The sequence below is a fragment of the Roseobacter sp. HKCCD5988 genome (genome assembly GCF_037830355.1).
Classification (GTDB): domain Bacteria; phylum Pseudomonadota; class Alphaproteobacteria; order Rhodobacterales; family Rhodobacteraceae; genus M30B80.
Genome location: NZ_JBBLYJ010000001.1, coordinates 527005 through 552830, shown reverse-complemented (window position 1 = coordinate 552830; position 25826 = coordinate 527005). Strand labels below are relative to the sequence as shown.

Genomic DNA, 25826 nt, shown 5'->3' with positions numbered 1-25826 from the left:
AGGAAACCCCCCAAGCCTATCACATCCGCCAAAGTGACAAAACCATACAGCGCGATACGAGCAGGTAAGTTGATTGGATTGGTTGCGGGGGCGGGATTAAGCCTATGTCGAACCACAGTTAAGCACCAAACACCTGGAATAAAGTGGGTGTAAGCATAGTCTAAACATGATGGCAAGAAACGCGCGTATCTCCAATCAAACGCATCTGAGGGCGAACCGTTTTACACAAGCTTGTAGCAAGTGGACACCGTGGATGAAAGGAGCAGCCAGGCGGAGGATTAATCGGGTCAGGTATTTCGCCTTTGGGCACATCAATTTCTCGCCCAAACCCATCCAATCTTGGCGCAGCATCAAACAGCATACGCGTGTAAGGATGCAAAGGTGAAACGAAAAGCGTTTCCTTTGGGGCCTCTTCAACCAAAGCTCCCAAATATAACACACCAATCTTATCGGCCATGTGCTCCACAACAGTAAGATCATGGCTAATAAATAAATATGTAAGACCCAGTTGCTCTTGCAAATCCGACATCAAGTTCAAAACTTGGCTTTGCACTGATACATCCAGCGCAGAAGTAGGCTCATCACACACGACCACCTTAGGCTCAGACGAAAGAGCACGTGCAATGCAAATGCGTTGCCGCTGTCCACCCGAAAACTCATGTGGATACTTATCTGCATCCTCTGGTGATAAACCGACTTGTTGCAGCAACCTTTCGGGCAAACCTTTAGTCTCAAAGCCTCTCAATTTTGCAGGCTCTGCTATAATGTCACGTACTTTCCAACGCGGATTCAAGGATGCGTATGGATCTTGAAAAATCATCTGCAGTTTTTGTCGAGCCTCAGAAATTTTTGCTTTCTGATCATTGCCAGTTATCGCGATGCCATCAATTTCAATGGTCCCATCAGTTGCACTAGTTAACCCTACAACCATTTTTCCGATAGTTGATTTCCCAGAACCACTCTCACCAACTAACGCGTAAACTGAGCCTTCCTCAATTTCAAAATCTACATCTGCAACAGCCGTCAAAAAAGCCTTTGGCTCCCTTTCGACAACACGGTTCAACCAGGGCTTGGAGACATCAAAGAGGCGTCTTAACGCTTTTGCTCGGACAATCACACTCATTTTGACGACCGTAATTTAGTGTGCTGCAATGGGAACCAACATGCGGCTTGAGCATCCTCGTCTGCGATAAATGGCGAAGATCCGGTTTTACAAACTTCCTGAGCAAAATCGCATCTTGGTGAAAAGGCACAGCCTTCTGGTAAAGCTCCTAACCGCGGCATTGAACCAGGGATCTGCTTCAACCGTTTCAATCCTCTACTTGCCAACGGAGTGGAGCCCATAAGCCCATACGTATAAGGATGCTTTGGCTCAGTGAGCACATCTTGCACCGCGCCAAGCTCGGCCAACCTTCCAGCATACATGACAGCTACACGATCTGCCGCCTCAGCAATTACGCCCATGTCATGAGTAACCAACATAACCCCGACGCCACGCTCTCGGCACAACCGCTTTAAAAGTGCGATGATCTGAGCCTGAACTGACACGTCAAGTGCCGTAGTCGGCTCATCTGCGATTACTAAGTCAGGCTCAGCGCATAATGCTAAAGCTATCACCACTCGTTGCCTCATACCGCCGGAGAACTCGTGGGGATAGCTACCTATCCGCTCTCGCGCTGCAGGGATACCGACTTCTTCCAGGGCTGCGATGGCGCGCTCCTGCGCTTCTTTCTTCGAAACCGCAAGATGTTCAATGATGGTTTCGACCAGTTGCTCTCCGACAGTTAAAAGTGGGTTTAACGAAGTCAAAGGATCCTGAAAGATCATACCAATTTTTTTACCCCTGATTTTACGGAATTCAGAGGCTGATAAGTTGTGGATCGGGTTCCCTGATAATAGCACATCACCTGACACAATTCGCGCCGGCCGCTCTAACAACCCAATTACAGCGTTCCCTGTCATTGACTTTCCTGCACCGGACTCGCCAACGATACCGAGAATTTCACCTGGGAAAATGTCATAACTCACTCGATCTACTGGCCTGAGGATACCTTTCCGAGTGGGAATTTCCACAACCAGGCTCTTTATTGAGAGGACAGGTTGCACCATCAGCGTAGCCTCGGATTCAAAGCGTCACGCAACCAATCACCGAGTAGATTTATCGATAGCGCGAGAGCCAAAAGAGTGATCGCAGGGAAAAACAAGATCCACCATTCTCCAGAGAACATATATTCTTGCCCGATACGAATTAGTGTTCCCAAACTCGGCTTAGTAGGCGGAGCACCCACACCCAAAAAACTCAAAGTAGCTTCGGCAATGATAGCCAAAGCCAAACTAATTGTGGCAATTACCAAAACGGGGTTGAGAACATTGGGCAGGATGTGTTTGAGCATCACCGCTAAGTTAGCTCGCCCGATGAGCTGTGCCGCTTGAACGTACTCCTTCTGCCTTTCAACCAAAGTAGCACCGCGGACCACGCGTGCAAATTGAACCCAGTCGCTCAGACCAATGGCAAGAATGAGGACCCAAATAGCTACCTGATCACGGAATTCCGCCGGCGTGACGCCTTTCGCGATACCAAAAATCAACATCGCAACCAAAATAGACGGAAAGGTGAGCTGCACGTCAGCAACCCGCATGATAACAGCATCCAGCCATCCGCCGATGTAACCCGCTAAAAGACCAAGAATTACACCCAAAATCATCGCCAGAAAAACAGCCGAGAACCCAACAAACAGAGATATTCGCATCCCAAAGAGAATGGTGGACAAGACATCACGACCCTGATCATCAGTCCCCAAAACAAAAACATCTTGTGTGAATTGGTTAGGCGTCAGTGGTCCCGTAAACCCATTCATCAAGTTTAGGGTGGCTGGGTCAAAAGGATCATAAGGCGCTAATAATGGGGCAAATATCGCTCCCATTATTAAAGACACAACCACAAAAAATGACATGATCGCCACCGGATTTTTTCTGAATGACCAACCTAAATCACTGTTTAAAGCCTGAGAAAATTTTACAAAAATCCTGGTGCGCCTCAACTCAATGCCCCCCTACGCTTCGTTCAATCCGCAAACGAGGATCAATGGCAAAATAAAGGACATCGACTATCAGATTAATTCCCACAAACATTACGGAAATCATCATCAAATAAGCAGCCATGACAGGTATATCGACAAACTGAACAGCGTTGATGAACAGCAGCCCCACGCCCGGCCATTGAAAAACAGTTTCCGTGATGATCGCAAAAGCGATGATACTACCTAGCTGGAGACCAGTTATTGTGATGACTGGCACAAGTGTATTTTTCAGAGCGTGCCGAAAATTAATTGTTTTTTCGGTCAACCCACGCGCTCGTGCAAAGCGTATATAGTCCATGCGCAATACTTCTAACATCTCAGTGCGAACTAGACGCATGATTAACGTCATTTGATAGAGACCAAGCGTAATGGCAGGAAGAATTAATGCTTTTAAACCACTGGCTGTTAGGAAACCTGTGGTCCATCCCCCGAGGTCAACGACCTCACCACGGCCAAAACTTGGAAGCCAACCAAGCTCAACAGAAAATATATAAATCAATAAAATTCCAATCAGGAACGTTGGTAGTGACACTCCGACAAGCGACGCTGTCATAATAAAACTCGGCAGTACACCGTGTCTCCGTATTGCAGTGAACACTCCCAATCCAACCCCACCAATAAAGGCTAATAACCCTGACACGAGCGCCAATTCCACTGTAGCAGGCAATCTTTCAGCGATAATTTCTGAAACAGGCCGCCCTTGGCGATAACTTAAGCCAAAATTTCCTTGAGCAGCTTGCTCCAAAAAGCGCCAATATTGCACTATAAATGGCTGATCTAGTCCAAGCTGTTCGCGCAAGCGCTCAATATCAGCCTGCGTGCGTTCTTGACCCAACATGTTATCCACGGGGTCTCCCACGAAACTGAACATCGCAAAAGCAACAAAGCCAACAGCGAGTAACACTATTAAAGACTGAAATATCCGGCGTAGGATGTATGCCAGCATGAAAAAATTTCCCAATGGAACAAATTGATAAAAGGGTTACTGCCCCTCTAATTGAGGGGCAGTAATTCACAATCAGTTCATCGTGAAGAATTTGAACTTCGGATCATCTTCAGGGCTAACGTCAATACCAACTGCATCACTCATACCCCAGTTAAGAACCTGGTGATGTATTGGTAGGTACAACTGCTGTTCTTGAACATCGTCCCAAATCGCTTGGATCGTAGCATTTCGGGCGCTTAGGTCAGTTTCAGACGCTAAGCTCTGGATCATGACATCCATCTCAGGGTTTGAATAGCCAGTCCCGTTCCAGCTGCCTCGGTCTTCTCCACGAGTGTGCGTCAAGAAGTTAAAGATATACTCGGAGTCATATGTAGGAACGCCCCAACCCAACATGTAGAAATCGGTTTCACCATTTGTAATGAGTGGGAAGTGTTGTGCCTTTGGCTTAGCGTCCAAGTTAACGGTGATGCCAATTTGTGCCATCATGCCGACGGCTGCTTGGCAAATCGCTTCATCATTGATGTAGCGATCATTTGGGCAGTCCAACTGGATGGAAAACCCGTCGCCATAACCCGCTTCGGCCATCAAAGCGCGTGCAGCATCAATATCAGTTGAGACAGAACCATCCATCTCTGCTGTCCAGCCGTTTACAAATGGCGGAGCAATCATACCAGCGGGTTGCGACTGACCCCGCATAACTACTTGTTGAATCGCATCACGGTTAATCGCCATATTCATTGCGCGTCTAACACGGACATCCGCAAGCGGGTTGGCACCATCAACATTGTCATTTGCAATGTCCGCTGCCCCCATATTCATTCCGAAGAAAATTACGCGGTTTTGTGGAGCTGTCTTAACGATGAGACCATCCGTGTTCGCAACACGGTCCAAGTCTTGTACGGGAACATCTTGGATGAAATCGACTTCCCCAGACAACAGCGCTGCTACTCGTGTCGCAGCATTCTGAATAGGTGTGTAAATGATTTCCGTAACTTCAAGTGGGAACTGCCCAATACCCCAATAGTTTTCGTTTTGGGTTAGAACTGTCCGTACATCGGGTTCACGGCTAACAAGCTTGTACGCACCTGTGCCATTTGCGTTGGTAGCCGCAAAAGTCGTTTCTCCACCTTCAACGTCCTGCACTTCTACAACGCCATTTGCTTCAGCCCAACCACTATCCATCATAAAAAGATTTGTAAGGTTCGATGGTAAGATTGGATTTGGACCATCCGTAACCATCTCAACAGTTAAGTCGTCAACCGCACGAACTTCAACGATTGAGTTCAACAGTTCCTTCATATTGGAATTTTCTGACTGCGCTCGTCCAATTGAGAACACAACATCTTCAGCGGTAAATGCAGCGCCATCGTGATAAGTTACACCCTCACGCAAATTGAACACCCAGACATTTGGATCATCGGGTGACGGCGCCCAGTCAGTAGCCAATGCAGCCTGAAACTGCCCCGACATATCGCGTATTATTAGTGGTTCGTAAATTTGATGGGCGAGAGTATGAGTCGGGCCCTCGTTTTGTGCATGCGGATCCAACGTCAATGAATCCCCTGCCCGCGCCCAACGCAATGTTTCCGCGCTGACTGACGAAATGGCTACTGCTGACACTGCAGCAGTAAGAAGCATAGTTCGCAACGTTTTCTTAGAGTGGGTAAGTTGCATTTTGTTCTCCCTGTTATAAAGCATCCGTAGAGGATTTTAGGACAACAACATGCAATGAAAAGAGATTTCGCTCAAAGGATTTCATCAGAAACCTCATCTGCCAATTTGTTTTTCCTCATTTAAACGTACAGGATAAGGTATAGAGCAGAAGACATGAGTGAAGCGGTAAATTGAGACATTCGGAAAAAGTGGCTGCGGGGGCGGGATTAAGCCAATGTCGAACTCAAATTAACCAATGAGCAGTTTGAAGCCTTCAGACTCGCGATCCAATCAGTAAAATTGCGTAGGTCTGGATCGCCCACCTGATGTTCGAGATGGGCGTCAAGAGTTTGATGTGACATTTGTTTAGCTTGCCAAATGTTCGAATAAACGAGCGACCGCCTCAGCGCCAGGATCAATATGACCTTCCAACTGTTCAGCGTTGATGTAGCTGGCTCGGCCCGCCTTGGCAGAGGTAATTGTGGCTGTGTAATCTGCGCCTTTGCGAGCTGCAGCGGCGGCGGCGGCAATACCCTCACCCAGAACCTGTAAAGCTGGCTGCAAAGCATCGACCATCGTACGGTCTCCCGGATTAGCCCCACCAATCTGGCGCATTCTGTCTAGTCCCGTCTGCAGCGCATCCTTCATCGGCAGTCCAGAGGATGAGGCATCACCAGCCGCTGCAAAAAAGATCGCCAAAAGTACTCCGGACGAACCGCCCATAGTCTGACTCAACTCCAGCCCGATTGCCCGATACAGCTGCGTATGATCAGCCAGGGGAAGCTTGTCCATCGCCTCAATCAAAGCGCGGGATGCCGTTGCAAGGGTTGATCCTGTGTCGCCGTCCCCTGATTTGGCGTCAAGCAGATTCAGATCTATCTCTGATGCGATCAGCACGTTGCAACACGCCGTTAGGAAGGCCTTTGTCGGCTCATGCTGAGAGGCGGGCGCGCGAATAGGCGACAAGCCATCGGGCAAAGCAAGAAACTTGGGCGTCTGACGCCGGTTGCAGCCCGGCCACGCAGGCACGCCAACAGGTTGTGCCAGCAGGTCTTCATCTCCGTTGGAAAGTTCCATTAAAGAGATCGAGAATCCATGCATATCGAGTGCAGTCATCATTGAATCAGGACCAATCACATACTGGATTTGCTGACCCACTTCCGACGCGAGCAATGTATTGGTCAGGATCGACATTTCAAGGAAGGATGTCCCGCCTAGGTTATTGATCAACGCAACGTGCGGCGTCTTGGGCATGCCTGCTGATAGCTTTTTCGTCATCAGCGCGATTGCGTCTCTTGCCCCACTTGAGGCGACTTGTTCAACACCTGCTTCCCCGTGAATACCAAGGCCAAGTTCCGCCATCCCAAGGGGGATCCGATCCTCTTTCAAAGACCCAGGAACAGTGCATGTATCAAGCGACATCCCTATAGACCGCGTTGCCTTTCTGACCCGTTCGGCAGCCAACGTACAGGCCTCAAGGCTTGCTCCATTCTCGGCCATAGCTCCTACAATCTTGTGTACGAATAGGGTTCCTGCCACCCCCCGCGCCTGAGGCAGGTCCGGAAGGGCTACATCATCGTCCACAATCACCATGGACACCTTCAATCCAAACGACCGAGCTCGCTCGGCAGCAAGACCAAAGTTCAAGCGGTCGCCCGTGTAGTTCTTTACAATTAGCAAACAGCCGGCTGCGCCTGTGACAGCAAGAATACCGGCCAATACCGCATCAACGGAGGGCGAAGCAAAGACATCGCCACAGACTGCTGCAGTCAACATCCCTTCACCAACAAACCCCGCATGCGCTGGCTCATGGCCAGAACCACCACCAGAAACCAATGCAACCTTGGATTTGTCCCAATCAGACCGAACGACAACCCGTATGTGTGGATAGCCGTCCAATCGAGTCAGCTTCCCGCCAGAAGCGGCAATCGTTCCGTCGATTGCCTGTGTGACCATATCCTCTTTTGCATTAATAAAGTGTTGCATTGTGTCCTCCTTTAGGCCACGCGCGCGCCATCGGCGTCAAAGTAGTACGGATTTTTAGGTTTTATTTTGACCACATCGCCTTGATTCAACGTTGTATGAGCGTCGGTCACCGTGATCAGCTCGTGGTTCTTGAGTACAATGTGAAGGCGGGTCTGATCACCCAGATGCTCAACCCGTGTTACGATGCTATCCTCACCCTCGCCCTGCAAGATATGTTCGGGTCGCAAGCCGATTAAGACCGCACCAAGGGGTGCACGCCCAAACACATCTGCAGGAAGTATGTTTATGCGAGGCTGGCCCAAGCGGCTGGCTGCGTAAATGCTTACTGGGTTTTCATAAACCTCGCGCGGGGTACCGAATTGCACCAACCTGCCATGATCCAGCACACCTACGTGGGTCGCCATGGTCATCGCTTCGATTTGGTCATGGGTGACGTAAAGAAAAGTAGCGCCCGTATTTGCCTGAATGCTCTTCAATTCGATGCGCAGATCAGATCGCAGCTTGGCATCAAGCGAGCTCAGCGGTTCGTCCATCAAATAGACGGATGGGTTGCGAACAAGCGCCCGCCCGATCGAAACACGTTGCATCTCGCCCCCCGACAAGGCAGTTGCCTTGTTGTCCAGTTTGTGGCTGATCTGCAGAACTTCTGCCACCTCACCAACTTTTTGGTCGATGACCCACTGTGGCGTTTTCAAGATCGGAGATTTCAATGGGAACTCAAGGTTCTGGCGAACTGTCAAATGCGGATAAAGAGAATACTGCTGGAACACCATCGCAACATCACGTTGCGCAGGCGCAAGACCCGTCATGTCACGGCCTCCAATCATGACAGTTCCGGCGTCCGGCTTGTCGAGACCTGACACCATCCGTAGGGTTGTAGTCTTCCCTGCACCCGTCGGGCCAAGCAGCACCACAAAAGATCCATCTGGCACTGTCATCGTGACAGAGTCCAAAGCGGTCTCTTCGCCAAAGGACTTTGACACAACGTTTAAAGTTACATCAGCCATTTGACAAAACCTCCATATTTGAAACGCTTTTGAGCGCCTTGCCGTTTTCCGCGTTAAAGAGGGTGATAGTGCGTGCATCGAAATAAAGGCCTGTTTGATCACCAACATTGATGCGATCAGCTGATGACAAGCGTGCCTTCACCGCACCATTGGCGGTCTCCAGCGTCACTATCTGGGTCGTGCCAAGATACTCGGTGGCAATCACACGTCCTCGGAAAGGCGCGCCGTCATCAAGCCGCACATGCTCGGGCCGGATACCAAATGTAATCGCGCCGCTCATCCCTTCCCGGATCTCTGGCACAGTTATCGAAACGTCATTCATCCGAACCTCGGTTGAACCGGTTCCTACCACACCATTAAAGTCGAGAAAGTTCATAGCAGGGGAGCCAATGAACTGCGCCACAAACTTGGTCGCAGGCCAGTCATAAATGTCTTGCGGTACGCCGAATTGCTCAACGACACCGTGATTCATAACCACAATCTTATCACCCATTTGCATTGCCTCTAACTGGTCATGGGTCACATAAACAGTGGTTGCACTCATGCGGTTATGCAGTGCTCGGAGTTCTTCGGACATGCGTTCACGGAATTCGGCATCCAGCGCGCCCAACGGTTCATCCATCAAGAAAGCTTTGGGGTCCCGGACAATCGCACGACCAAGGGCCACACGCTGACGGTCACCGCCTGACAGCCCGCCCACAGGTTTGTTCAGGATATCGGTGATGCCAAGAATCTCGGCTATCTCTCCGACTTTCTTTTTTACCTGTGCTTTTGGCATTCCCTGGCTCAGCAGGGGATAGCTGATGTTCTTACCGACATTCATGTGCGGATACAGCGCAAACATTTGGAACACAAAGGCAATATCGCGTTGGCTGGCGGGCTTTTGGCCCACCTCTTCACCATCGATGAAAATCTCGCCCGATGTGGGTAACTCCAACCCCGCCATCATACGCAGAGTTGTTGTCTTGCCACAGCCTGACGGGCCGAGCAGCATGAAAAATTCGCCGTCTTCGATCGTGAAGGTGGAAGACTGAACGGCCGTGAAAGCCCCGAAATCCTTGCGCACGTTTTCAATTCGAATCTGGGCCATGAGTTACTCCGGGAAGTGGCTGACGATAATGAACATCACTGTCCCGACTAGGGTGACAATAAAGGAGTAGGTGTAGAGTCCGATGGCAATTGGCTGCATCAGCATAATGACCCCCAGAGCAATAAGGATTGAGGCCACCATTTCCCACGGGCCACGGCGAAGCCGTAGTAGGCCATTGATAAAACTGGTCATTTGCGTACCGCTCCGAAGGTAATGCCGCGCAGCAGATGTTTACGAAGAAGTACGGTGAACACCATTACTGGGACTAGAAAAATCGTGGCACCAGCGGCCACAGCAGGCCAGTCCTTACCGTTCACACCAATGATATTTGGGATAAATGGTGGTGCTGTTTGTGCTTCGCCAGAGGTCAGCAGGACCGCAAAGGCGTATTCATTCCAGGCAAAGATCAAACAGAAAATTGCGGTGGAGGCGATGCCCGTGGCTGCCTGTGGCAAAACCACTTTGTAGAAGGCTTGGAACCTCGTATAGCCGTCGATCAGCGCCGCCTCTTCATATTCTATTGGGATTTCGTCAATGAAACCTTTCAAAAGCCAAACCGACAAAGACAGATTCACGGCCGTGTAAAGCAGGATCATGCCGAGGTGTGTGTCATTCAGGCCCAGATTGCGGAACATCAGGAAGATTGGGATAGCGACCGCGATTGGCGGCATCATCCTCGTGGACAGTATGAAGAACAGTAGATCATTCTTCAAAGGGATCCGAAAGCGGCTGAAGGCGTAAGCGGCAGCGGTTCCAAGGATCATGCACAGCGCCGTTGATCCGAAGCCAATGATCACAGAGTTAAGAAACCGCTCGCCATAGCGTGACGGGCCCGAAATGACCGTGCCGCGTTCTCTCACGATTTGTTCATACCACGTCTGTGGCTGTCCTGCGGCCTCCAACATGTCATCGGTTGCACGGGTGCGATCAGTAAACAGGTTCACATAGCCTTCAAGCGTCGGCTCAAATATGACAACAGGCGGATATGCGATCGAGTCGGGCGGTGATTTGAAACCCGTCGCAATGATCCAAAGCAGTGGGATAATTGAGCAGACCGCATAGGTAACAACCAGAATACCAGCGAACCACTTGGTCCCTTTGGTCGGTTCAGTGACAGAAAAGCTCATCTTTCTTTCACCCTGTTGAGCGCCTTGACGTATACTGACGCGAGGCCGAAGACGGTGACAAAGAGGATTACGGCATAAGCCGAGGAATAGCCGGTGCGCCATTTCTCAAAGGCTTCGCGTTTGAGGTCGATGGAGGTCAGCGTGGTCGTGTTACCCGGACCGCCGCCGGTGAGTTGAACGACCAGATCAAACATCTTGAAGTTTTCAATCCCTCTGAACAAAACTGCCAGCATCAAAAAAGGCAGAGCCATAGGAACGGTTATTGTCCAAAATTGTCGCCATTTGCTGGCGCGGTCGCATTCGGCAGCTTCATAAATGCTGTCAGGAATAGACCTGAGGCCTGCCAGACAGATCAGCATTACAAACGGAGTCCACATCCAAGTATCTGCGATGATAATTGCCCAAGGCGCGAGATGCACGTCACCAATCATCGAGAAACTTGCCGGATCAGCGCCCGTAAAAAAGGCTACCACGTAATTAAACAGGCCAATTTGAGGCTGGTAAAGGAACGTCCAGAAGTTTCCAACAACAGCAGGTGACAACATCATAGGAAAGACGATGATCGTCGTCCAAAGGTCATTGCCCTTGAATTTTTTGTTAATGAGATATGCCAGTGCAAAACCAATGAGGACTTGTAAGACAATCGTCCAAATCAAGAAATGTGCCGTTGCCTGCATTGTAATCCAGATATCCGAATCATTCAAAATTCGTTCATAATTTCGTAGACCAACCCATTCGACATCGTTATTCGGTCGGTTCACCCGATAGTCGGTAAAGCTCAGCCGGATCGTCCAGATCAGCGGGAAGATGTTCACGGCAAGAAGCAAAAAGATTGTCGGCGCAACAAAAATCCACGCGATTGCACGATCCGATAAACCTTTAATCTTGCATGCTATGCGATCGGGTGTCGTTGCCGCCACATGGTCTAGTGGAGAAGTCGTCATTTGGTCTTCCTGTGATGCAAATTTGCGTGGGGTATTTTGCATCATGCAAATATTTAAGGATATTCCCCAGCCAAATTTTTTGTTCGGCTGGGGAAGTCAGACCCCGTGCTTACAGCGTGGGGAGACCTGACAGGGAGGATTGCTCAGAGCTTGCCTTCATCTTCGAAGACTTCAGTCCAGTCCTGAACCAAACCGTCAAGCGCCTCTTGAGCCGTACCTTCACCCGCCACCACGTAATTGTGGATACGCTCCTGCATCGGGATCAATAGGTCAGCATAAGCAGGCTCGGCCCAGAAGTCTTTGACGATCGCCATGCTATCAAGAAAAGTCTGCGCGTAAGGCTGGCTCGTGGCAAAGCTCGGGTCTTCCACCACTGCACTTAGTGCAGAATAACCACCCAGTTCCCACCAACGGGCCTGCACTTCAGGCTGTGCAAACCATTGGATATATTCCAGCGCCGCCTCTTGTTTCTCGGAATAAGCAACTACTGAGATGCCTTGTCCGCCAAGCTGAGCAAATTGACCTGCAGGGCCAGCAGGGTTGGGGAAATAGCCGGAGTTTCCACCACCAACGTTCTCATCTGCTTCGACACCAGGCCAGATGAAGGCAAAGTTCATCTGCATGGCGACCTGACCAGAACGATAGGCGTCGATGTTTTCGCCCATATACCAGTTGGACGATCCCGGAGGGGTACCAGTATCATAAAGCTCTTTGTAAGCCTCAAGACCGGCTGCGGCCTCGGCTGAGTTTACAAAACCAGCCAAGTCATAAGGCTGATCGGGGTTTTCGTACTGGAAGCCGTAATTATAAAGCCAGTTGGTCACACCCATAGTGATGCCTTCCGACCCACGTTCAGTATAGATCGCGGCACCGTAGACAGTGGTGCCGTCAATGTCGCGGCCCTGGAAGAATTGCGCGATGTCCGTTAGCTGTTCAAGAGACGCTGGCACACCCAACTCATAGCCGTATGTGTCCATGAATTCAGCCTGCAGCTCGGGACGTTCAAACCAATCCTTGCGGTAGGTCCACCCTACAACGTCGCCAAAAGCCGGGAGCGCATAGTAGTTTGGCGTGTTCTTGGGCCATTCTGCATACCCGGTCACTGTCGCTGGGATAAAATCGCTCATGTCGATGCCGTTTGCATCAAAAAAGTCATTCAGTTTGATGTAGTGGCCGTTTTCAGCGCCGCCGCCTATCCACTGACTGTCGCCTATCATCAGATCGCAAAGTTTACCGCCAGAGTTTAATTCGTTCAACATGCGGTCAGCAAAGCTTGTCCATGGCACGAACTCAAAGCTCATGTTATGGCCAGATTGCTCTTCGAAATCCTTGGACAGCTCAATCAGCGCATTTGCAGGATCCCATGCGGCCCAGCAAAGTGTCAAATCTTCAGCCACCGCGGCTGTCGACAGGCCAGACGCCAAAACCGCGCCCGCCGCCACAGATGTTAGAAGCGTATTTTTCATAAGGATATGTCCTCCCTGGTGCTTTAAGTCCGGCCTCCTCGCCAGACTCGTTGTGTAATCTTATTATTTGAGACACGTGCCTCATTGCAAGATATTTTTGATGCACGTGCCTCAATTTATGATAAGACATATCTCATAACACTTAGGAAACAGAACAAAGGATGAAGGTTTTAGATGCTGCAAACGTCTGATAAACTTTCCACATCTTCAGACAGTTATGATGATCGCCTTATGCTTCGGCCAACGACAAAAGACCTAGCTAAAGCAGCCGGTGTTAGCCGTGCAACCGTAGATCGTGTCCTGAATGGCCGCGATGGCGTTAAGAAAAATACCGTCGAAAAGGTGAATGCTGCTATAAAAGAACTAGGCTTCACACGAAACATTCAGGCCGCAAACCTGGCCAAGTCAAAGCGCTATCGATTCGTCTTCGCCCTACCCAGATCGGGTGATGAGTTCCTCCAAGAGATCATCCAGCACATCCGCGATGGCGAAGAAGCGTTTGCCCAGGAACAAATCTGGTGTGACGTCCATCAGATCGACGAGAATGATCCGCATAGCATCGCTTCGTTTCTTGGCTCACTGGACCCGGACATAGTGACAGGGGTCGCCATAATGGCCCCCGAATATCCACAGGTACGGGATGCCATTTTTCGCCTGAAGGAACGCGGGGTTGCGGCCCTCCCCTTTATCGCAAACCAAACAACAATGGACACGGATTGGATTGGCATCGACAACAAGGCTGCAGGCGCAACAGCCGCGGTTCTTCTAGGTCGATTTTGTGCAAATAAATCCGGTTCCATTCTCGTAATTGCTGAAAGCATGCAATCCCGAGACAGCCTTGAACGCCGTTTGGGTTTTGATGCAGAGCTCTGTGCGTGCTTTCCAAACTTGACGGCACTTCCATCACTGGAGACTTATGGTGACAAAGAGCGTGCCGATAAGATCATAACCAACATTGTCAGCAACAACCCCAAAATTGTCGGCATCTATGTCATTTCGTCCGAGGCACGGGTGCCGCTTACGACACTGGAAGGTTTGCCGTTAGCACCTGAGGTCGTTCGAATTGCGCATGAACGCACGCCTTTCACTGTGGCTGCGTTAAATGACGGGCGATTGGACTGTGTTATCGCTCAGAATACCGGGCACCTCGTACGAAGTGCTACTAGAAAACTCAAAGCAATTTCCGACAAAAGCATTACACACACTCAGCAAGATCGCATTCGCGTCGAAATCCTAATGCGTACCAACTTATAGAAATGACGCGGCAGAAATGCCCTCGTTCGGTTTTGGCAATTCAAACAGAAAGTCCGCTGTACGAGAAGCCCAAATCATCATTGAAAAATGGGGGCAGCGCTGCAACACAAAGAGACCACTCAGTGCATTGGGCTATCGCCCGCCAGGTCCCCAAACCATCTTACAAATGGATCGGAGGCCAGATATGCACTAACTTTAAACTTGGACCGATCAAATGAGGCCGCTCAAAACGTCAGTGATTTTCACCAAATCAAGCCAGTAAAAAAGTGTTTACGGGGGCAGGATTAAACCTATGCCGAACTCAAATTTATAAATAAGAAATTTGAAGCGTTCATGTCCTTGCCCCCTAAAACTGATCCATAATTTTTGCTAATCTCTGTTAGGTTGAAGAGATAGTTCAGGATGTCACGATTACTCACTGGACGCAGCTCGCAAAACGGCCTCACACCGCACTCTGAATGAGTGCCACTATCAATTGATCCAGTTTTTACAAAAAAGCCAAAGACTAATCATCGCCGGGGCTAAAACCACGAGAGTGATTATGTGGGTAAGATCAAACGTCAACCATACACAATTCCAAGACGTTTACTGAGAGCGACATTTTTGACAAAACTTAAATCTCTAATTTTTCCAACTCATCTGCTAACCACCACATAGGATCAGGATCAACACTCTTGTGAATATGAATTTTGCGCAATTTCTGGATCAATTTCTCCTGTAAATCTTTTCGACCACTGTGAAATGGGTGGGTTAGCTCTACAACCTCAGGCGCAGGATCACGAAATTCGGATGTCCAGCTGGCAAGGTGGAATAGAATAGGTACAAAAGCGATCCCTGCTTCAGACAGATAGTAAAGTTTCTTCTGCGCATGCTCCTTTGATTTTTCCACATGCAGCAACTCCAACTGCACCATGTATTGAAGTCGAGCTGCGAGAGATGCAGACGAAATTCCTTCGCGATTTTTTTTTAATATTTCGTTGAAGCCACGTCGATCAAACAGAGCAATATCCCTGAGTATGATGGGAACCCATTTATCAACGAGTAGGTGACCGGCGAGCCCTATCGGACACATTTCTTTTTCAACGATATTCATGTCCAACATTACGAGCCTCCAAACCACTTTAACCTAAAGACTAGATTGCTGGGCGGTCTGTGGTCAATTTGAAATTGTGCCGTGCCGCGATAACGCATTTCAAGACCTGGAGGATCCATCATGTCGATACCCAAATTTATTGCCATCACAGCTGCTAGTTGCCCCACTGTTAGCAGGCAGGGCGCGATAGAAGAAATGGCGCACTTCGCTCAAGAGTGCCGAGAAAATGGCGCAGTGCGTGTCACATACGGCAGCGTAATTTCAGGCCGTCATCCCGGAGCGTTAGTGTTCGTCCAGTTCTTTGATGACCTCACTGGGTTTGAAGGGGTTATGAACATGATCCCAAAATCATCTGCATACTCACGAATGATTAACAACCACGCGGTGGCTCCGTTTTCACGAAACTTGTTCCGGGGCAAGCCGATTGAGTTTGAACCAAAGCTAGAGCCTATGCCCAAGTACTTGATGCTGACCCGCGCCCGTCTCGGAGCTTTGGGCGAGGCCGATATGCTTGGATTGCTGAATAAGACAGCATCAGTTTTCAAAGCATCAGGGGCTCAAACTATGCGCATGGGCCAGGTCCTCACTGGATCTGATCTCGGGACATATATGCTTGGCGTAACATATCCTGACATGTCTGCCATTGAGCGAACCTATGATGCACTAGCGGGCAACACGGATTATGCGCAGTTAATCAGCGGCGTCGACGTCGACATGCGTTCAATCACGAAGATAGCTGGCATTCTTTAGGCGCCGATCAGATAGACCAACAAAGGGTGGCGAGGAAGCAATGGAAAAAATGCTTCCGTAAACACATTTCTCTTATCAAAATCAACGCATAAAGGAGCGCGCAATGCTATTTGTTGTAAAACTAACGCACGACTACTCCACGTGTCAGGCCCATCACCCCGAAAAATTTCCACTGTTTCGAGATACGCTAGCAAACGTGAAAGATCATGGGATCAAAGTCCACGGTCACTATTCAAATCGTCTGGAACATACCAACTACATGATCCTTGAGGCCGAGACTTTCGAACAGCTTGATGCGGCATTTGATCCAATTCTTGAGATGGGCCATTTCGAGATTACACCGGTTATCCAAAGATAAGGAAGCAGAACGCGTTAACACCGTCGAATTAACCTTCAGCTGAAGATAGCGATCAAAGTTTTAACCGTTGACCGCAAAAGGGCTCTGCCATGAGATTTTATTAAAACCGCAAGTCACCAACTCGCGACAGCGTTTTAAAATAGCCAAGTTGATCTGGGCCACACCTCTAAGGGATGGAAAGTCGTACTGCACGGTCAGTTGGCAGCTTTGTTCAATGCCGCTCTATCAGACAAAAAATAGGCCCACCCTGTTACGGATGAACCTTGTTTTATTGGTTTGACAAAAGTGGTTACGGGGGCGGGATTAAGCCTGTGCCGAACTCAAATTCACCCACGAGACCTTTGACGCATTCAAACGCGCGATTTTTCAAATGCTGCCCATGCTTCTTCAAAAGCAGCAAAGTCAAAATTTTCACCGCGTGCTGGGCCTAATATTAATTGTTCCGTCTCCTGCATTTTTTTGATGGCAGCGCTGAGTAAATTGATCACATCGGTTGGAATAACCACTGCACCGTGGCGATCAGCATGCACCAGATCACCAGGGGACACTGATAAGCCCATTACGCATACAGGCGCATTCACACTGCGGACATGGACGAAACCATGGCTGGGTCCGATGCTACCCGCTATCACGGGGAAATCAGGCGCCAAATCGCCCAAGTCTCTCATCACGCCATTCGTCAAGGCACCCGACACACCAAAGCCCTTGTGAATAGTCGTGTTAACTTCTCCCCAGTACGCTCCGATCGATTGAGGATAGTCTAAATCTTCCACTACCGCGATCGATGGCTTTGGGGCTTCTGACATCACTTTGTAATAGGCCATGCGCCGTGCACGAATAATCTCGGGGCTTTCTTTTGGCGGCTCTAATGCCGCAATTTGAGCGGTCACCGCATAACCAACAATTACGCCTTTAGGATCACTTACGCTCATTGTGCCACGGGTAAATGCGTTGAAGCCCCGTCTCCCCTGCGCCACTTCTATCGCGTTGCATACAGTTGGGGTGTCGACAGAGCGCAAAAGAGTAAGAAGATCTTGATCCATTATACCTCCAACCAGCGTCGCAAAGCGGCTGTTGTTTCCTCAGGTTTTTCTAAACTTGGTAAATGCCCAGCCTGCTCGATTATCGAAAACGTACTGTTTGACAACATATCATGCATAGCCTGATGGCGTTCCACAGGACAAAGCACATCATGTCGACCGCACAATACAAGCGACCGACCTTTATAATGACTTAATGTCCACGACTGGTCGATACGGTCACGCAGTGCGATAGATTGATCGCAAAAGACATCAGGCCCTAAGGCCAATGCCATATCCATGCAAAGATCCATCAACCCAGATTTTTCTGGTGCATCGTATAGGTAATTCGGCTTCATCTCGTCTCGCATGACCGCCTCGAGGTGACCAGCACGCGCCTTTTGCATTTGTGGCGTCCGACGCAATTTGACGCTCTCGATCTCTGCAAATGGGTTGGTATCGAGCAGCGCTAGATGCGTAACCCTTTCTGGCGCTTGGCGAACGACCTCCATTGCGACAATGCCACCCATAGAGAGCCCTGCTAATGCAAACCGTGCTGGTGCAGCGTGCAAGACGTTTGAGGCTAACTTTTCTATTGTATCCGCCCCAATCAACGGACTGACCATGACAGGCAGATACGCGGAAAGAGATGCAATTTGGGGTGCAAACAGCCGCGCATCACACATCATGCCTGGCAGAAATAAAAGGGGCGTCACTAAGTGCCTCCAACGCGCGCCGCGCCTTCCGCAAGAGAGGCAAGTTTGGCATAGGCAATTGCTGGATCAATCGCGCCAAACCCCGCAAACGTGCCGAAACCACAATCACTTCCCGCAATTACTCGATCGTGACCTACGATATCGACAAATCTCTGGATCCGTTGCGCGACAAGTTCAGGATGCTCTACAAAATTCGTGGTCGTATCAACGACACCTGGCACTAGTATCTTATCATCAGGGATGTCTGCTTTGCGCTCTTTGAACACAGCCCATTCATGGCCGTGACGTGGGTTCGAAGTTTCAAACAGAACGTAACCCGCTTTGGTGCTCATTAATGTGTCGAACATCTTTGACATTGGTATGTCACAGCAATGCGGGCCTTCATAATTCCCCCAACAAATATGAACACGCACTTTCTCTTGCGGGATATCTGCAAGCGCATGGTTCAACGCTTCAACGTGCATATGGGCAATCTTTATAAACTCCTCATCTGAGAGGTCGTTGAACAACATGTGACGGCTTAAGGCCAAATCGGGACAATCAAGCTGCAGATCAAGACCCGAAGCCACAATTGTCTCGTATTCCGCTTTCATTGCATCTGCCAAAGCCGACAAATAAGCTTCACGGCTTTTGTAAAACGAATTTTGCAAAAAAAGCGAGATTACCCCCGGGCTTGCTGCGTTCATGAAACCACGCTCTACTCCAGCCTCAGCCATTGCTGCTTTTAAATTGGCGATATCCTTTTCCAGCTCACCCTGCCCTTTTGAACGCACTTCCCCGGTACACATAGGGCGCGCGTATTTTGGCGTGCCACCTTCGTTGGCCAATCTCTCAAGGAAACTAGGAAACATCTTAAGATCAGCAGGAGCGTTTCGAGGGCTATCACCTGAGAAGCCCGTGTAACGATCCTTCACATAGGTGGCATAAGAAATCTTTGAGGTTTCGCCATCTGATACAATATCAACACTCGCGGCTTTTTGCTTAGCAACCGTCTCAGCTACCGCTTTTTTCATAGCGGCATCGAAAGCCTCCGCATCGTAAGCTTCTTCTCGTTCACGTGCGAAAATGAAATCAACTACTTCTTGAGTGCGTGGCAGACTGCCAACATGAGTGGTGAGAATACGTGCCATTTGCTATCCTTTCACAGTCATCAGACTTCAAGCTTTCCAAGTAAGCCCCGCGGGATCGTCAGTCGCTACAATGTGATACAGGGCTGCTTCACCCGTCATGGAAGGCACAGCACTATGGGCAAGGTTTTCGGGAACCGACATTGTATCGCCAGGTGCCAAAACGCTGCTTCCACCATCCCAATCCACCCGCCAATGCCCTTTGACCGGCATCAAAACTGATGGACGATCATGCGTATGTTTGTCGGCGGTCGCCGATGCACGTGTCACAAAATCTACTTCAAAACCAGGTTTGTCTTTTAACAAACCTGTCTGCCCAATCACTTTGCACGGCTTGCGATCTGCGTAGGCAACCATATCCCAGTATCGCGCCACATGGTTTGGCAGCACTTCGGCCGTTGTGGGTTCGGGGCGTTTAGCAAGCTCCTCCGCACTCATGAGTGGCATAGGTTTGACACCTTCGGGGAGTTGCTCACCTTTTTTGGTGTCATATAGCTTACCAGTTTCAGCTAAAATCAACCCATGAGCAGCCGCATCTTCAATGACCTGTGGTGCCCACATGACACCGCCCCCAGCGTCATCCCCCCCAAGGATAGCCATGATCATGCCATAATCAGTACCAATATTCTCAAATCCACGAAAAATACCTGTTGGGATGTTGAAAATATCCCCCTCCTCCAAAGTTACTTCGCCTGCCGTGCCATAACGGCCCCAAAAAAACCGCCAGCGACCAGACAGCACAAAAAACGCTTCCGCAGTGCGATGGTCATGTAAAGAATTGCGACATTTCGGAGGTTGCCCTGCCGCCCCAATATTAAATCCGTGAGGAAGGCTAATATGGACATGTTGGTCAGGGCTTTCAGAGACACCGCCCCCAATGATTGTGAAGTTTTCCTTTTGATCACTGCCTGGCGTATGCGCATCAATAAATGCGGTTTTACAGGGCTTGAGATCGCCGTAACGGACAATCCGATTTTCGATTTCTTGCGGTGTCATAGAAACTTTCCTTCACATGGTCGTTAACTATAGATGCCAGTTGCAACGCTATTCAGCCGCACCTGCTCCAATCAAAATCTGTTTCCAAATCGCGGTCTCATCGAACAGCGTATATTCACGGCGAATGCCGCGCGGCCCAAATTCCGCATGACTGACCCCCATCACATAGACATCAGTCCCAGTTGGTGCGCCGAATGCACCCCAACCGTCATGTTTTCCGTGTAGGCTCCAACGAATGGCAGCACGCGGTGACATCAATGGATCATCGCGGCCGATTTGATGCTCAATCGCGAACTTAGCGTTTGGAAAAGCAGCGCGAAGACCCATCCAAAACTCATCCACGGCAGGATAGGAATGACCTGTTACGCCACCTGGATACTCTGTTTGAACAGCCCGGTCATACTCTCGTGGAATGACCGCCATGTCAGCGAACATAATTTTATTAAGCACATCTGCATAGCGCTCGCCCCATTCATTGTCATTACCCCGGCCTTTATACGGGCCCGTGACATCTATTTTAGGCATAAAAGGCAACGCAGCCTTTACCACACCGCCTTCGTGAGAAATTTGATCACGGGCGTAGTCTCTAGGGTCCCATCCCATTTGACGAACAATTGCGCCCTGATCGCGGATCAGCCACTCATCATTAATTTTATTATTGATAGCATGACAGTCTGCAATGATGCGGTAGGTGAGCTTGGTGCCAGATGCCTTGCCGTAGATGCCACTACCAAGATGCGTGGCAGTCGACAGAATGCGATGCGAAGAAAGCATTCCCGTTTCTGGTGCACCACACCAAATGACATCTTCGCCAAGCAATTGACGATCTGGAAATTCTGCCAAAGTGGCCATCGTGGCCCCAATCACACCCTGATTGCCCACCACGACCGACGCAGGACTACGCACAACGATATCCTCCGCGTAGTATTCGTGAAGGGTAGCAATACCTCGGTCTTCCCAAATTTCTTTGGTTATTCCCAAGATATAGTCGGGGAAATCTGCAAACTTTGGATCAAAGCCCTTCATTTTTCATCTCCTGGAGGAAGGCGGGCAGAACCCCGCACAACAAGCGGGCCATCAATGGCCACTTTACGCGCGGGTGTAGTTGGAAGCTCTATACGCGACAGCATCATCTTAACTGTCTCTTCCACCATTCGGTTGGCAGGTTGGCGTACAGTCGTCAGGTTATAGCTGGGCCAAGCGGAAATCATAACGTCGTCATAACCCACTACAGACACATCATCAGGGATACGAAGCCCCAATTCATAGCGAAGCACGTCCATCACAGCGAAGGCCATATGATCATTGGCAACGAATACGGCATCCGGGCGGTCTTCTTTGTCAAACAAAGAGCGCGCAGCCGCTTGAGCTTGGTCGGCATGGAAGTTACCCGCAGCTCGTGAATGCAGGGTCATATTTGCCTCTGCCAATCCTTGCATAAAGCCTGCTTCACGATCTCGCTGCGTAGACGCACCATCCCATCCAGCAATATGCGCAATCTTCTTGTGCCCCCCAGCAACCAAGAACTCTGCAAGCTTTCGACCACCTGCAGCATTGTCAGAGGCGACCCCCGATAACATCTCATCGTCCTGCAAACGGTTGAACAAAACCACCGGCACACCGATGGCCTCGCAACGCGCCGTCAAGTCTGAAGACATTGCAACTGAGGCCAGAATGATCCCATCAACTTGGTAATCAAGCAGCTCATCCATGACGCTGTTGATATTATCCGCACTGTTGGATGCCATAAAAATAAGAACGTGATACCCTTTTGCCTGAAGGGCATTCGAGAGTTTTTCCAAGGCTTCTGGATAAAACTGATTTTCGAGATAAGCGACCACTAGGCCAATGATCCGCGAGCGCCCCGTGATCATCGCACGTGCTAGAATGTTTGGGCGATATCCCAAATCAGACGCTGCCTTGCGGACTTTAGCTGCCGTTTTCTCAGAAACGGAGGCTCCAGGTGTGAACACCCGTGATACCGCACTTTGGGACACACCAGCTCGCGCGGCAACTTGAAGGGATGTGACTTTATCCACCATCAGTCAGCCGTCCAACCTCCATCTACCATCAACGAGCTTCCGGTAATCAAAGCAGCTGCTTCAGATGCGAGAAACACAACCGCTCCCATCACATCCTCGACTTCCCCCGGGCGGCCTAATTTTATCTTCTCTTTGATCCAAGCTGCACGTTCTGGGTTGTCAAATGTGCTTTGCGTAAGTGGGGTGAGAATAAATGTCGGACAAATTGTATTAACTCGAATTTGCTTTGGGCCCCATTCGATCGCCATTGCTTTCGTAAAGCCTTCGACTGCATGTTTCGTCGCACAATAAGCCGCACGATCCACACCACCCACATGCGCCATCTGGCTAGAAATGTTCATAAGTGAACCTGGTTTGCCGGCGTCAATCAAGCCTTGCGCCACAGCGCGGGTCAGAAAATAGGCGCCTTTGATATTCAATGAGCTCACTGCGTCGAAATCAGCCGCCGTAGTTTCCAACGCAGGCCCATGTCGCGCGAGGCCCGCAGAGTTGACTAAGATTTCAAAAGGACCAGAGGATGCAATATCACGCCCAGTGCGTTCGATATCTGCCACATCCATCACCATCGCTTTGGCAGCCCAGCCTTTCGTCGCCATTTGTTCAACAAGTACTTGCAGTTTGTCACCACTTCTTGCTGCAACGGTCACCTCTGCTCCCGCCTCAGCCAGAGCAACCGCGGCTGCCAAACCAATACCGGATGACGCTCCAGTCACCAGCGCACGCTTACCATCCAACCGAAACGAAGGTGTCTGAGGTAAGATCATGCATGCCTCCAATCTAATTGTGGTAACCTCTGCAAAACTCTCGTCTTGTTGAATTCGCGCATTCTTGCGAGAACATCGACGCCAAGCTGTTGATAGGCGTCTAACAAATCAACCAGTACCCAGTTTTCGCGGATCAATCCCTCCTCTAAACGCCAAAAGTCCAGACTTCGCAGAAGAATTTCTTGACCTGTAGGAGCAATACCCATCCATCCATCACCGGTTACGCTCAACCGCATGTTGGGCCAGCCTGTTTCACAGACATATTCGCCTTCAGAGATCCAATGAGACATTAAATCACCTAAAGCATCGAGCTTACGATCAGGCATTCCGCGCAAAAACGGCCCTTGGTGCCAGTTTCTGAAACCTGCAATGCCACGCGCAGTGCCAATGCCTGCCGGGCCATACCAATTCATTTTTGGGTGCCAATAGTCATGCAGCCGCATTATTGTGGGGTCTGGATTACTGGGGTAGCGACAAAGATCTGTGAGCATTGCAATCACGTGATCTAATGCCGCCTGCCCGTCCCCAGAAATTGTCACTCCATCGCCTGACATCGGAGCAGGTGTTGTGATGAGTGACCCCAATTGTGGTGACATCGGCCAAGCCCGCGCTTGCATCATCAACTCTGGAATGTCCCAGATCGCCTGAACTTCAATGATTTCATCACCACTAAAGCGATAAAACTCATGATATCGCATGTGGGCTATGTGGCCTGTTGGCGGAATGTCCAAAAAAGGGGCTGAAAAAGTGCCCGAATAATTACCCATTGTGCCAAGCCAGTCTTGGCCTTCGGGCGTGGTGCCCGCCATTACAATCATGTCGCGCCGCTCAAGATCAGGCAAAGCCTCCAATAATGGAGCATAAGCCTGATCAAAAAATTTGGTGCCGCCATAGATCTCACCAAATGGATGGCACATCAGAAATCGTGCTGTAGGGGCAAAATCCACCAATGCGGCTCGAAGCCCATCACGCGAGCAATCCTGCTGCGCGGCAATAAAGGAAACAAACGCCTCTTTTATCTGACTCGCACGCTCAGACATAGTCTTGCATCTCATAACGAGCTTTATGTCGGGTCGGTATCACTCAGCAGCCTCACGATGAGGCGCACCTTCGCCATAAGGGACGTTTATGCCACCATAACGGCGCACACGCACATTACATTGCTCCGCATGGCCTACAAAACCCTCCAACATGCAGAGACGCGAGCCATATTCACCTATCATCGTGGCGGCTTCATCCGTCAAAACCCTCTGATAACTATGCGTTTTGAGGAACTTTCCAACCCAAAGGCCACCTGTATAACGACCCGCTTTCTTCGTGGGCAATGTGTGATTGGTGCCAATCACTTTATCGCCATTTGCAACATTCGTGCGGGCGCCGAGGAACAGGGCGCCGTAGCACGTCATGTTTTCTAGGAACCATTCATCTCTGTCCGTCATGACCTGCACATGTTCGGAGGCAATGTCATCGGCTACGGTCAGCATTTCCTCGTAGGTGTCGCACAGGATGACCTCACCGTAATCCTCCCAACTCGTTTGGGCTGTATCCGCGGTGGGAAGGATAGAGAGGAGGCGATCAATTTCTGACAATGTGTCTTCTGCAAGTTTACGTGAGTTTGTCAGAAGAACAGCAGGCGAGTTGTATCCATGTTCGGCCTGACCCAACAAATCTGTAGCGCAAAGTTCGCCATCGACAGTGTCATCAGCAATTACCATGGTCTCTGTGGGACCTGCGAAAAGATCAATGCCAACGCGGCCGTAGAGCTGACGTTTCGCCTCTGCCACATATGCATTACCAGGGCCAACCAACATGTGGACAGGCTCAATTGTCTCGGTTCCGAGTGCCATTGCACCGACCGCCTGGATGCCCCCCAGAACATAGATTTCATGGGCACCCCCAAGATGCATTGCGGCAATAACGGCGGGGTTGGGTTTTCCTTGCCATGGTGGGGTGCAAGCGACAATCCGTGGCACACCCGCTACTTTTGCAGTTGCGACCGACATGTGCGCTGAAGCCACCATTGGGAATTTGCCACCTGGCACATAGCAACCAACTGACTGGACAGGAATATTCTTGTGTCCAAGTATCACGCCCGGAAGAGTTTCAACTTCGATATCTTGCATTGAGGCCCGCTGAGCCTCGGCAAATTTAACAACCTGGTCCTGTGCAAATTTAATGTCCGCTAGTTCCCGTGGAGACAGCTCTGCGATTAAGCTCTCGATCTCGGCCAAGGACAAACAGTAACTTTGCGGGGAATACCCATCAAACTTTTCAGACAGTTCCCTGACAGCTGCATCACCGCGCGCCTCAATATCAGCGAGGATCGCTTCGACAGCGGCGCGCGTCTTTGCATCATCATCTGCACGTTCAGTGGCGGGCTTGCCTGATTTGAGATATTCAATCGTCAT

At 50.0% G+C, this 25826-nt stretch carries 25 protein-coding genes and 1 pseudogene; 4 read left to right on the top strand and 22 right to left on the bottom strand.

The features are described from left to right. Positions 1-160: 160 nt before the first annotated feature. The 12 genes from AAC636_RS02790 to AAC636_RS02735 all read right to left on the bottom strand — a co-directional run bounded on the left by AAC636_RS02790 (position 161) and on the right by AAC636_RS02735 (position 13299). Positions 161-1123 (bottom strand): ABC transporter ATP-binding protein, encoded by a 963-nt coding sequence (locus AAC636_RS02790; protein ID WP_340300330.1) that lies wholly within the window; start codon positions 1121-1123, stop codon positions 161-163. Further along, the gene (locus AAC636_RS02785) at positions 1120-2109 is read right to left on the bottom strand and encodes an ABC transporter ATP-binding protein (RefSeq protein ID WP_340300329.1); all 990 of its coding nucleotides are present in this window, start codon (positions 2107-2109) and stop codon (positions 1120-1122) included. Before AAC636_RS02785 ends, AAC636_RS02790 begins: the two co-directional genes overlap by 4 nt. Further along, on the bottom strand, positions 2109-3047 hold the full coding sequence (locus AAC636_RS02780) for an ABC transporter permease (RefSeq protein ID WP_445322468.1): 939 nt from the start codon (positions 3045-3047) through the stop codon (positions 2109-2111). The genes AAC636_RS02785 and AAC636_RS02780 overlap by 1 nt, the downstream gene beginning before the upstream one ends. Then, positions 3043-4026 (bottom strand): ABC transporter permease, encoded by a 984-nt coding sequence (locus AAC636_RS02775; RefSeq protein ID WP_340298909.1) that lies wholly within the window; start codon positions 4024-4026, stop codon positions 3043-3045. The genes AAC636_RS02780 and AAC636_RS02775 overlap by 5 nt, the downstream gene beginning before the upstream one ends. Positions 4027-4098: 72 nt before the next feature. Continuing rightward, entirely contained in the window at positions 4099-5664 is a 1566-nt protein-coding gene (locus AAC636_RS02770) for an ABC transporter substrate-binding protein (RefSeq protein ID WP_340301073.1), read from the bottom strand. A gap of 381 nt (positions 5665-6045) precedes the next feature. After that, positions 6046-7665, bottom strand: coding sequence for a dihydroxyacetone kinase subunit DhaK (locus AAC636_RS02765; protein WP_340300328.1), 1620 nt, complete (start codon positions 7663-7665; stop codon positions 6046-6048). An 11-nt stretch (positions 7666-7676) separates the two neighbouring features. Then, positions 7677-8672, bottom strand: coding sequence for an ABC transporter ATP-binding protein (locus tag AAC636_RS02760; protein ID WP_340300327.1), 996 nt, complete (start codon positions 8670-8672; stop codon positions 7677-7679). Continuing rightward, complete coding sequence (locus AAC636_RS02755) at positions 8665-9762, bottom strand: ABC transporter ATP-binding protein (protein WP_340300326.1); 1098 nt, start codon at positions 9760-9762, stop codon at positions 8665-8667. Before AAC636_RS02755 ends, AAC636_RS02760 begins: the two co-directional genes overlap by 8 nt. 3 nt (positions 9763-9765) lie before the next feature. After that, a complete protein-coding gene (locus tag AAC636_RS02750) occupies positions 9766-9954 on the bottom strand; it encodes a hypothetical protein (RefSeq protein ID WP_340300325.1) in 189 nt (62 codons plus the stop codon). Continuing rightward, the gene (locus AAC636_RS02745; RefSeq protein ID WP_340260097.1) at positions 9951-10889 is read right to left on the bottom strand and encodes a carbohydrate ABC transporter permease; all 939 of its coding nucleotides are present in this window, start codon (positions 10887-10889) and stop codon (positions 9951-9953) included. Before AAC636_RS02745 ends, AAC636_RS02750 begins: the two co-directional genes overlap by 4 nt. Next, entirely contained in the window at positions 10886-11833 is a 948-nt protein-coding gene (locus tag AAC636_RS02740) for a carbohydrate ABC transporter permease (protein WP_340300324.1), read from the bottom strand. Before AAC636_RS02740 ends, AAC636_RS02745 begins: the two co-directional genes overlap by 4 nt. Before the next feature lie 143 nt (positions 11834-11976). Next, positions 11977-13299 (bottom strand): ABC transporter substrate-binding protein, encoded by a 1323-nt coding sequence (locus tag AAC636_RS02735; protein WP_340300323.1) that lies wholly within the window; start codon positions 13297-13299, stop codon positions 11977-11979. A gap of 174 nt (positions 13300-13473) precedes the next feature. Between AAC636_RS02735 and AAC636_RS02730 the strand changes: the two genes are divergently transcribed. Together AAC636_RS02730 and AAC636_RS02725 are read left to right on the top strand one after the other, a co-directional pair. Next, positions 13474-14553, top strand: a complete 1080-nt coding sequence (locus AAC636_RS02730) for a LacI family DNA-binding transcriptional regulator (RefSeq protein ID WP_340300322.1) — start codon at positions 13474-13476, stop codon at positions 14551-14553. 55 nt (positions 14554-14608) lie between these two features. After that, positions 14609-14746 (top strand): annotated as a pseudogene (locus AAC636_RS02725) (IS3 family transposase); the annotation flags it as partial. 420 nt (positions 14747-15166) lie between these two features. Here the strand turns inward: AAC636_RS02725 and AAC636_RS02720 are convergent. After that, entirely contained in the window at positions 15167-15655 is a 489-nt protein-coding gene (locus tag AAC636_RS02720; protein WP_340300320.1) for a winged helix-turn-helix transcriptional regulator, read from the bottom strand. A 111-nt stretch (positions 15656-15766) separates the two neighbouring features. Between AAC636_RS02720 and AAC636_RS02715 the strand changes: the two genes are divergently transcribed. Continuing rightward, on the top strand, positions 15767-16396 hold the full coding sequence (locus AAC636_RS02715) for a DUF6854 domain-containing protein (RefSeq protein ID WP_340300319.1): 630 nt from the start codon (positions 15767-15769) through the stop codon (positions 16394-16396). Between the two features lie 103 nt (positions 16397-16499). Further along, positions 16500-16754, top strand: a complete 255-nt coding sequence (locus AAC636_RS02710) for a DUF3303 domain-containing protein (protein WP_340243521.1) — start codon at positions 16500-16502, stop codon at positions 16752-16754. A 350-nt stretch (positions 16755-17104) separates the two neighbouring features. Here the strand turns inward: AAC636_RS02710 and AAC636_RS02705 are convergent, their stop codons facing one another. From AAC636_RS02705 to hisD, 9 genes are read right to left on the bottom strand one after another with little or no spacing between them, the layout of a single operon-like run. After that, complete coding sequence (locus AAC636_RS02705) at positions 17105-17797, bottom strand: RraA family protein (RefSeq protein WP_340300318.1); 693 nt, start codon at positions 17795-17797, stop codon at positions 17105-17107. Next, positions 17797-18489, bottom strand: coding sequence for an alpha/beta fold hydrolase (locus AAC636_RS02700; RefSeq protein WP_340300317.1), 693 nt, complete (start codon positions 18487-18489; stop codon positions 17797-17799). Before AAC636_RS02700 ends, AAC636_RS02705 begins: the two co-directional genes overlap by 1 nt. Then, entirely contained in the window at positions 18489-19619 is a 1131-nt protein-coding gene (locus AAC636_RS02695; RefSeq protein WP_340300316.1) for a cobalamin-independent methionine synthase II family protein, read from the bottom strand. The genes AAC636_RS02700 and AAC636_RS02695 overlap by 1 nt, the downstream gene beginning before the upstream one ends. A 27-nt stretch (positions 19620-19646) precedes the next feature. Further along, positions 19647-20612: a cupin domain-containing protein gene (locus tag AAC636_RS02690; RefSeq protein ID WP_340300315.1), complete on the bottom strand. Its 966-nt coding sequence runs from the start codon at positions 20610-20612 to the stop codon at positions 19647-19649. A gap of 48 nt (positions 20613-20660) precedes the next feature. Beyond that, on the bottom strand, positions 20661-21638 hold the full coding sequence (locus AAC636_RS02685) for a nuclear transport factor 2 family protein (RefSeq protein WP_340300314.1): 978 nt from the start codon (positions 21636-21638) through the stop codon (positions 20661-20663). Further along, a complete protein-coding gene (locus AAC636_RS02680) occupies positions 21635-22654 on the bottom strand; it encodes a LacI family DNA-binding transcriptional regulator (RefSeq protein ID WP_340300313.1) in 1020 nt (339 codons plus the stop codon). The genes AAC636_RS02685 and AAC636_RS02680 overlap by 4 nt, the downstream gene beginning before the upstream one ends. Next, on the bottom strand, positions 22654-23418 hold the full coding sequence (locus tag AAC636_RS02675) for an SDR family NAD(P)-dependent oxidoreductase (protein WP_340300312.1): 765 nt from the start codon (positions 23416-23418) through the stop codon (positions 22654-22656). Before AAC636_RS02675 ends, AAC636_RS02680 begins: the two co-directional genes overlap by 1 nt. Continuing rightward, positions 23415-24458 carry an ester cyclase gene (locus AAC636_RS02670; RefSeq protein WP_340300311.1) on the bottom strand — a complete coding sequence of 348 codons (1044 nt, stop codon included), beginning with the start codon at positions 24456-24458 and terminating at the stop codon, positions 23415-23417. The genes AAC636_RS02675 and AAC636_RS02670 overlap by 4 nt, the downstream gene beginning before the upstream one ends. A gap of 39 nt (positions 24459-24497) precedes the next feature. After that, positions 24498-25826, bottom strand: coding sequence for a histidinol dehydrogenase (gene hisD, locus AAC636_RS02665; protein ID WP_340300310.1), 1329 nt, complete (start codon positions 25824-25826; stop codon positions 24498-24500).

Coding starts and splice junctions, on each gene's coding strand:
- AAC636_RS02790 (WP_340300330.1), bottom strand. CDS start 1,123: ATGAGTGTGATTGTCCGAGCAAAAGCGTTAAGACGCCTCTTTGATGTC.
- AAC636_RS02785 (WP_340300329.1), bottom strand. CDS start 2,109: ATGGTGCAACCTGTCCTCTCAATAAAGAGCCTGGTTGTGGAAATTCCC.
- AAC636_RS02775 (WP_340298909.1), bottom strand. CDS start 4,026: ATGCTGGCATACATCCTACGCCGGATATTTCAGTCTTTAATAGTGTTA.
- AAC636_RS02770 (WP_340301073.1), bottom strand. CDS start 5,664: ATGCTTCTTACTGCTGCAGTGTCAGCAGTAGCCATTTCGTCAGTCAGC.
- AAC636_RS02765 (WP_340300328.1), bottom strand. CDS start 7,665: ATGCAACACTTTATTAATGCAAAAGAGGATATGGTCACACAGGCAATC.
- AAC636_RS02760 (WP_340300327.1), bottom strand. CDS start 8,672: ATGGCTGATGTAACTTTAAACGTTGTGTCAAAGTCCTTTGGCGAAGAG.
- AAC636_RS02755 (WP_340300326.1), bottom strand. CDS start 9,762: ATGGCCCAGATTCGAATTGAAAACGTGCGCAAGGATTTCGGGGCTTTC.
- AAC636_RS02750 (WP_340300325.1), bottom strand. CDS start 9,954: ATGACCAGTTTTATCAATGGCCTACTACGGCTTCGCCGTGGCCCGTGG.
- AAC636_RS02745 (WP_340260097.1), bottom strand. CDS start 10,889: ATGAGCTTTTCTGTCACTGAACCGACCAAAGGGACCAAGTGGTTCGCT.
- AAC636_RS02740 (WP_340300324.1), bottom strand. CDS start 11,833: ATGACGACTTCTCCACTAGACCATGTGGCGGCAACGACACCCGATCGC.
- AAC636_RS02735 (WP_340300323.1), bottom strand. CDS start 13,299: ATGAAAAATACGCTTCTAACATCTGTGGCGGCGGGCGCGGTTTTGGCG.
- AAC636_RS02730 (WP_340300322.1), top strand. CDS start 13,474: ATGCTGCAAACGTCTGATAAACTTTCCACATCTTCAGACAGTTATGAT.
- AAC636_RS02720 (WP_340300320.1), bottom strand. CDS start 15,655: ATGTTGGACATGAATATCGTTGAAAAAGAAATGTGTCCGATAGGGCTC.
- AAC636_RS02715 (WP_340300319.1), top strand. CDS start 15,767: ATGTCGATACCCAAATTTATTGCCATCACAGCTGCTAGTTGCCCCACT.
- AAC636_RS02710 (WP_340243521.1), top strand. CDS start 16,500: ATGCTATTTGTTGTAAAACTAACGCACGACTACTCCACGTGTCAGGCC.
- AAC636_RS02705 (WP_340300318.1), bottom strand. CDS start 17,797: ATGGATCAAGATCTTCTTACTCTTTTGCGCTCTGTCGACACCCCAACT.
- AAC636_RS02695 (WP_340300316.1), bottom strand. CDS start 19,619: ATGGCACGTATTCTCACCACTCATGTTGGCAGTCTGCCACGCACTCAA.
- AAC636_RS02690 (WP_340300315.1), bottom strand. CDS start 20,612: ATGACACCGCAAGAAATCGAAAATCGGATTGTCCGTTACGGCGATCTC.
- AAC636_RS02685 (WP_340300314.1), bottom strand. CDS start 21,638: ATGAAGGGCTTTGATCCAAAGTTTGCAGATTTCCCCGACTATATCTTG.
- AAC636_RS02680 (WP_340300313.1), bottom strand. CDS start 22,654: ATGGTGGATAAAGTCACATCCCTTCAAGTTGCCGCGCGAGCTGGTGTG.
- AAC636_RS02675 (WP_340300312.1), bottom strand. CDS start 23,418: ATGATCTTACCTCAGACACCTTCGTTTCGGTTGGATGGTAAGCGTGCG.
- AAC636_RS02670 (WP_340300311.1), bottom strand. CDS start 24,458: ATGTCTGAGCGTGCGAGTCAGATAAAAGAGGCGTTTGTTTCCTTTATT.
- hisD (WP_340300310.1), bottom strand. CDS start 25,826: ATGACGATTGAATATCTCAAATCAGGCAAGCCCGCCACTGAACGTGCA.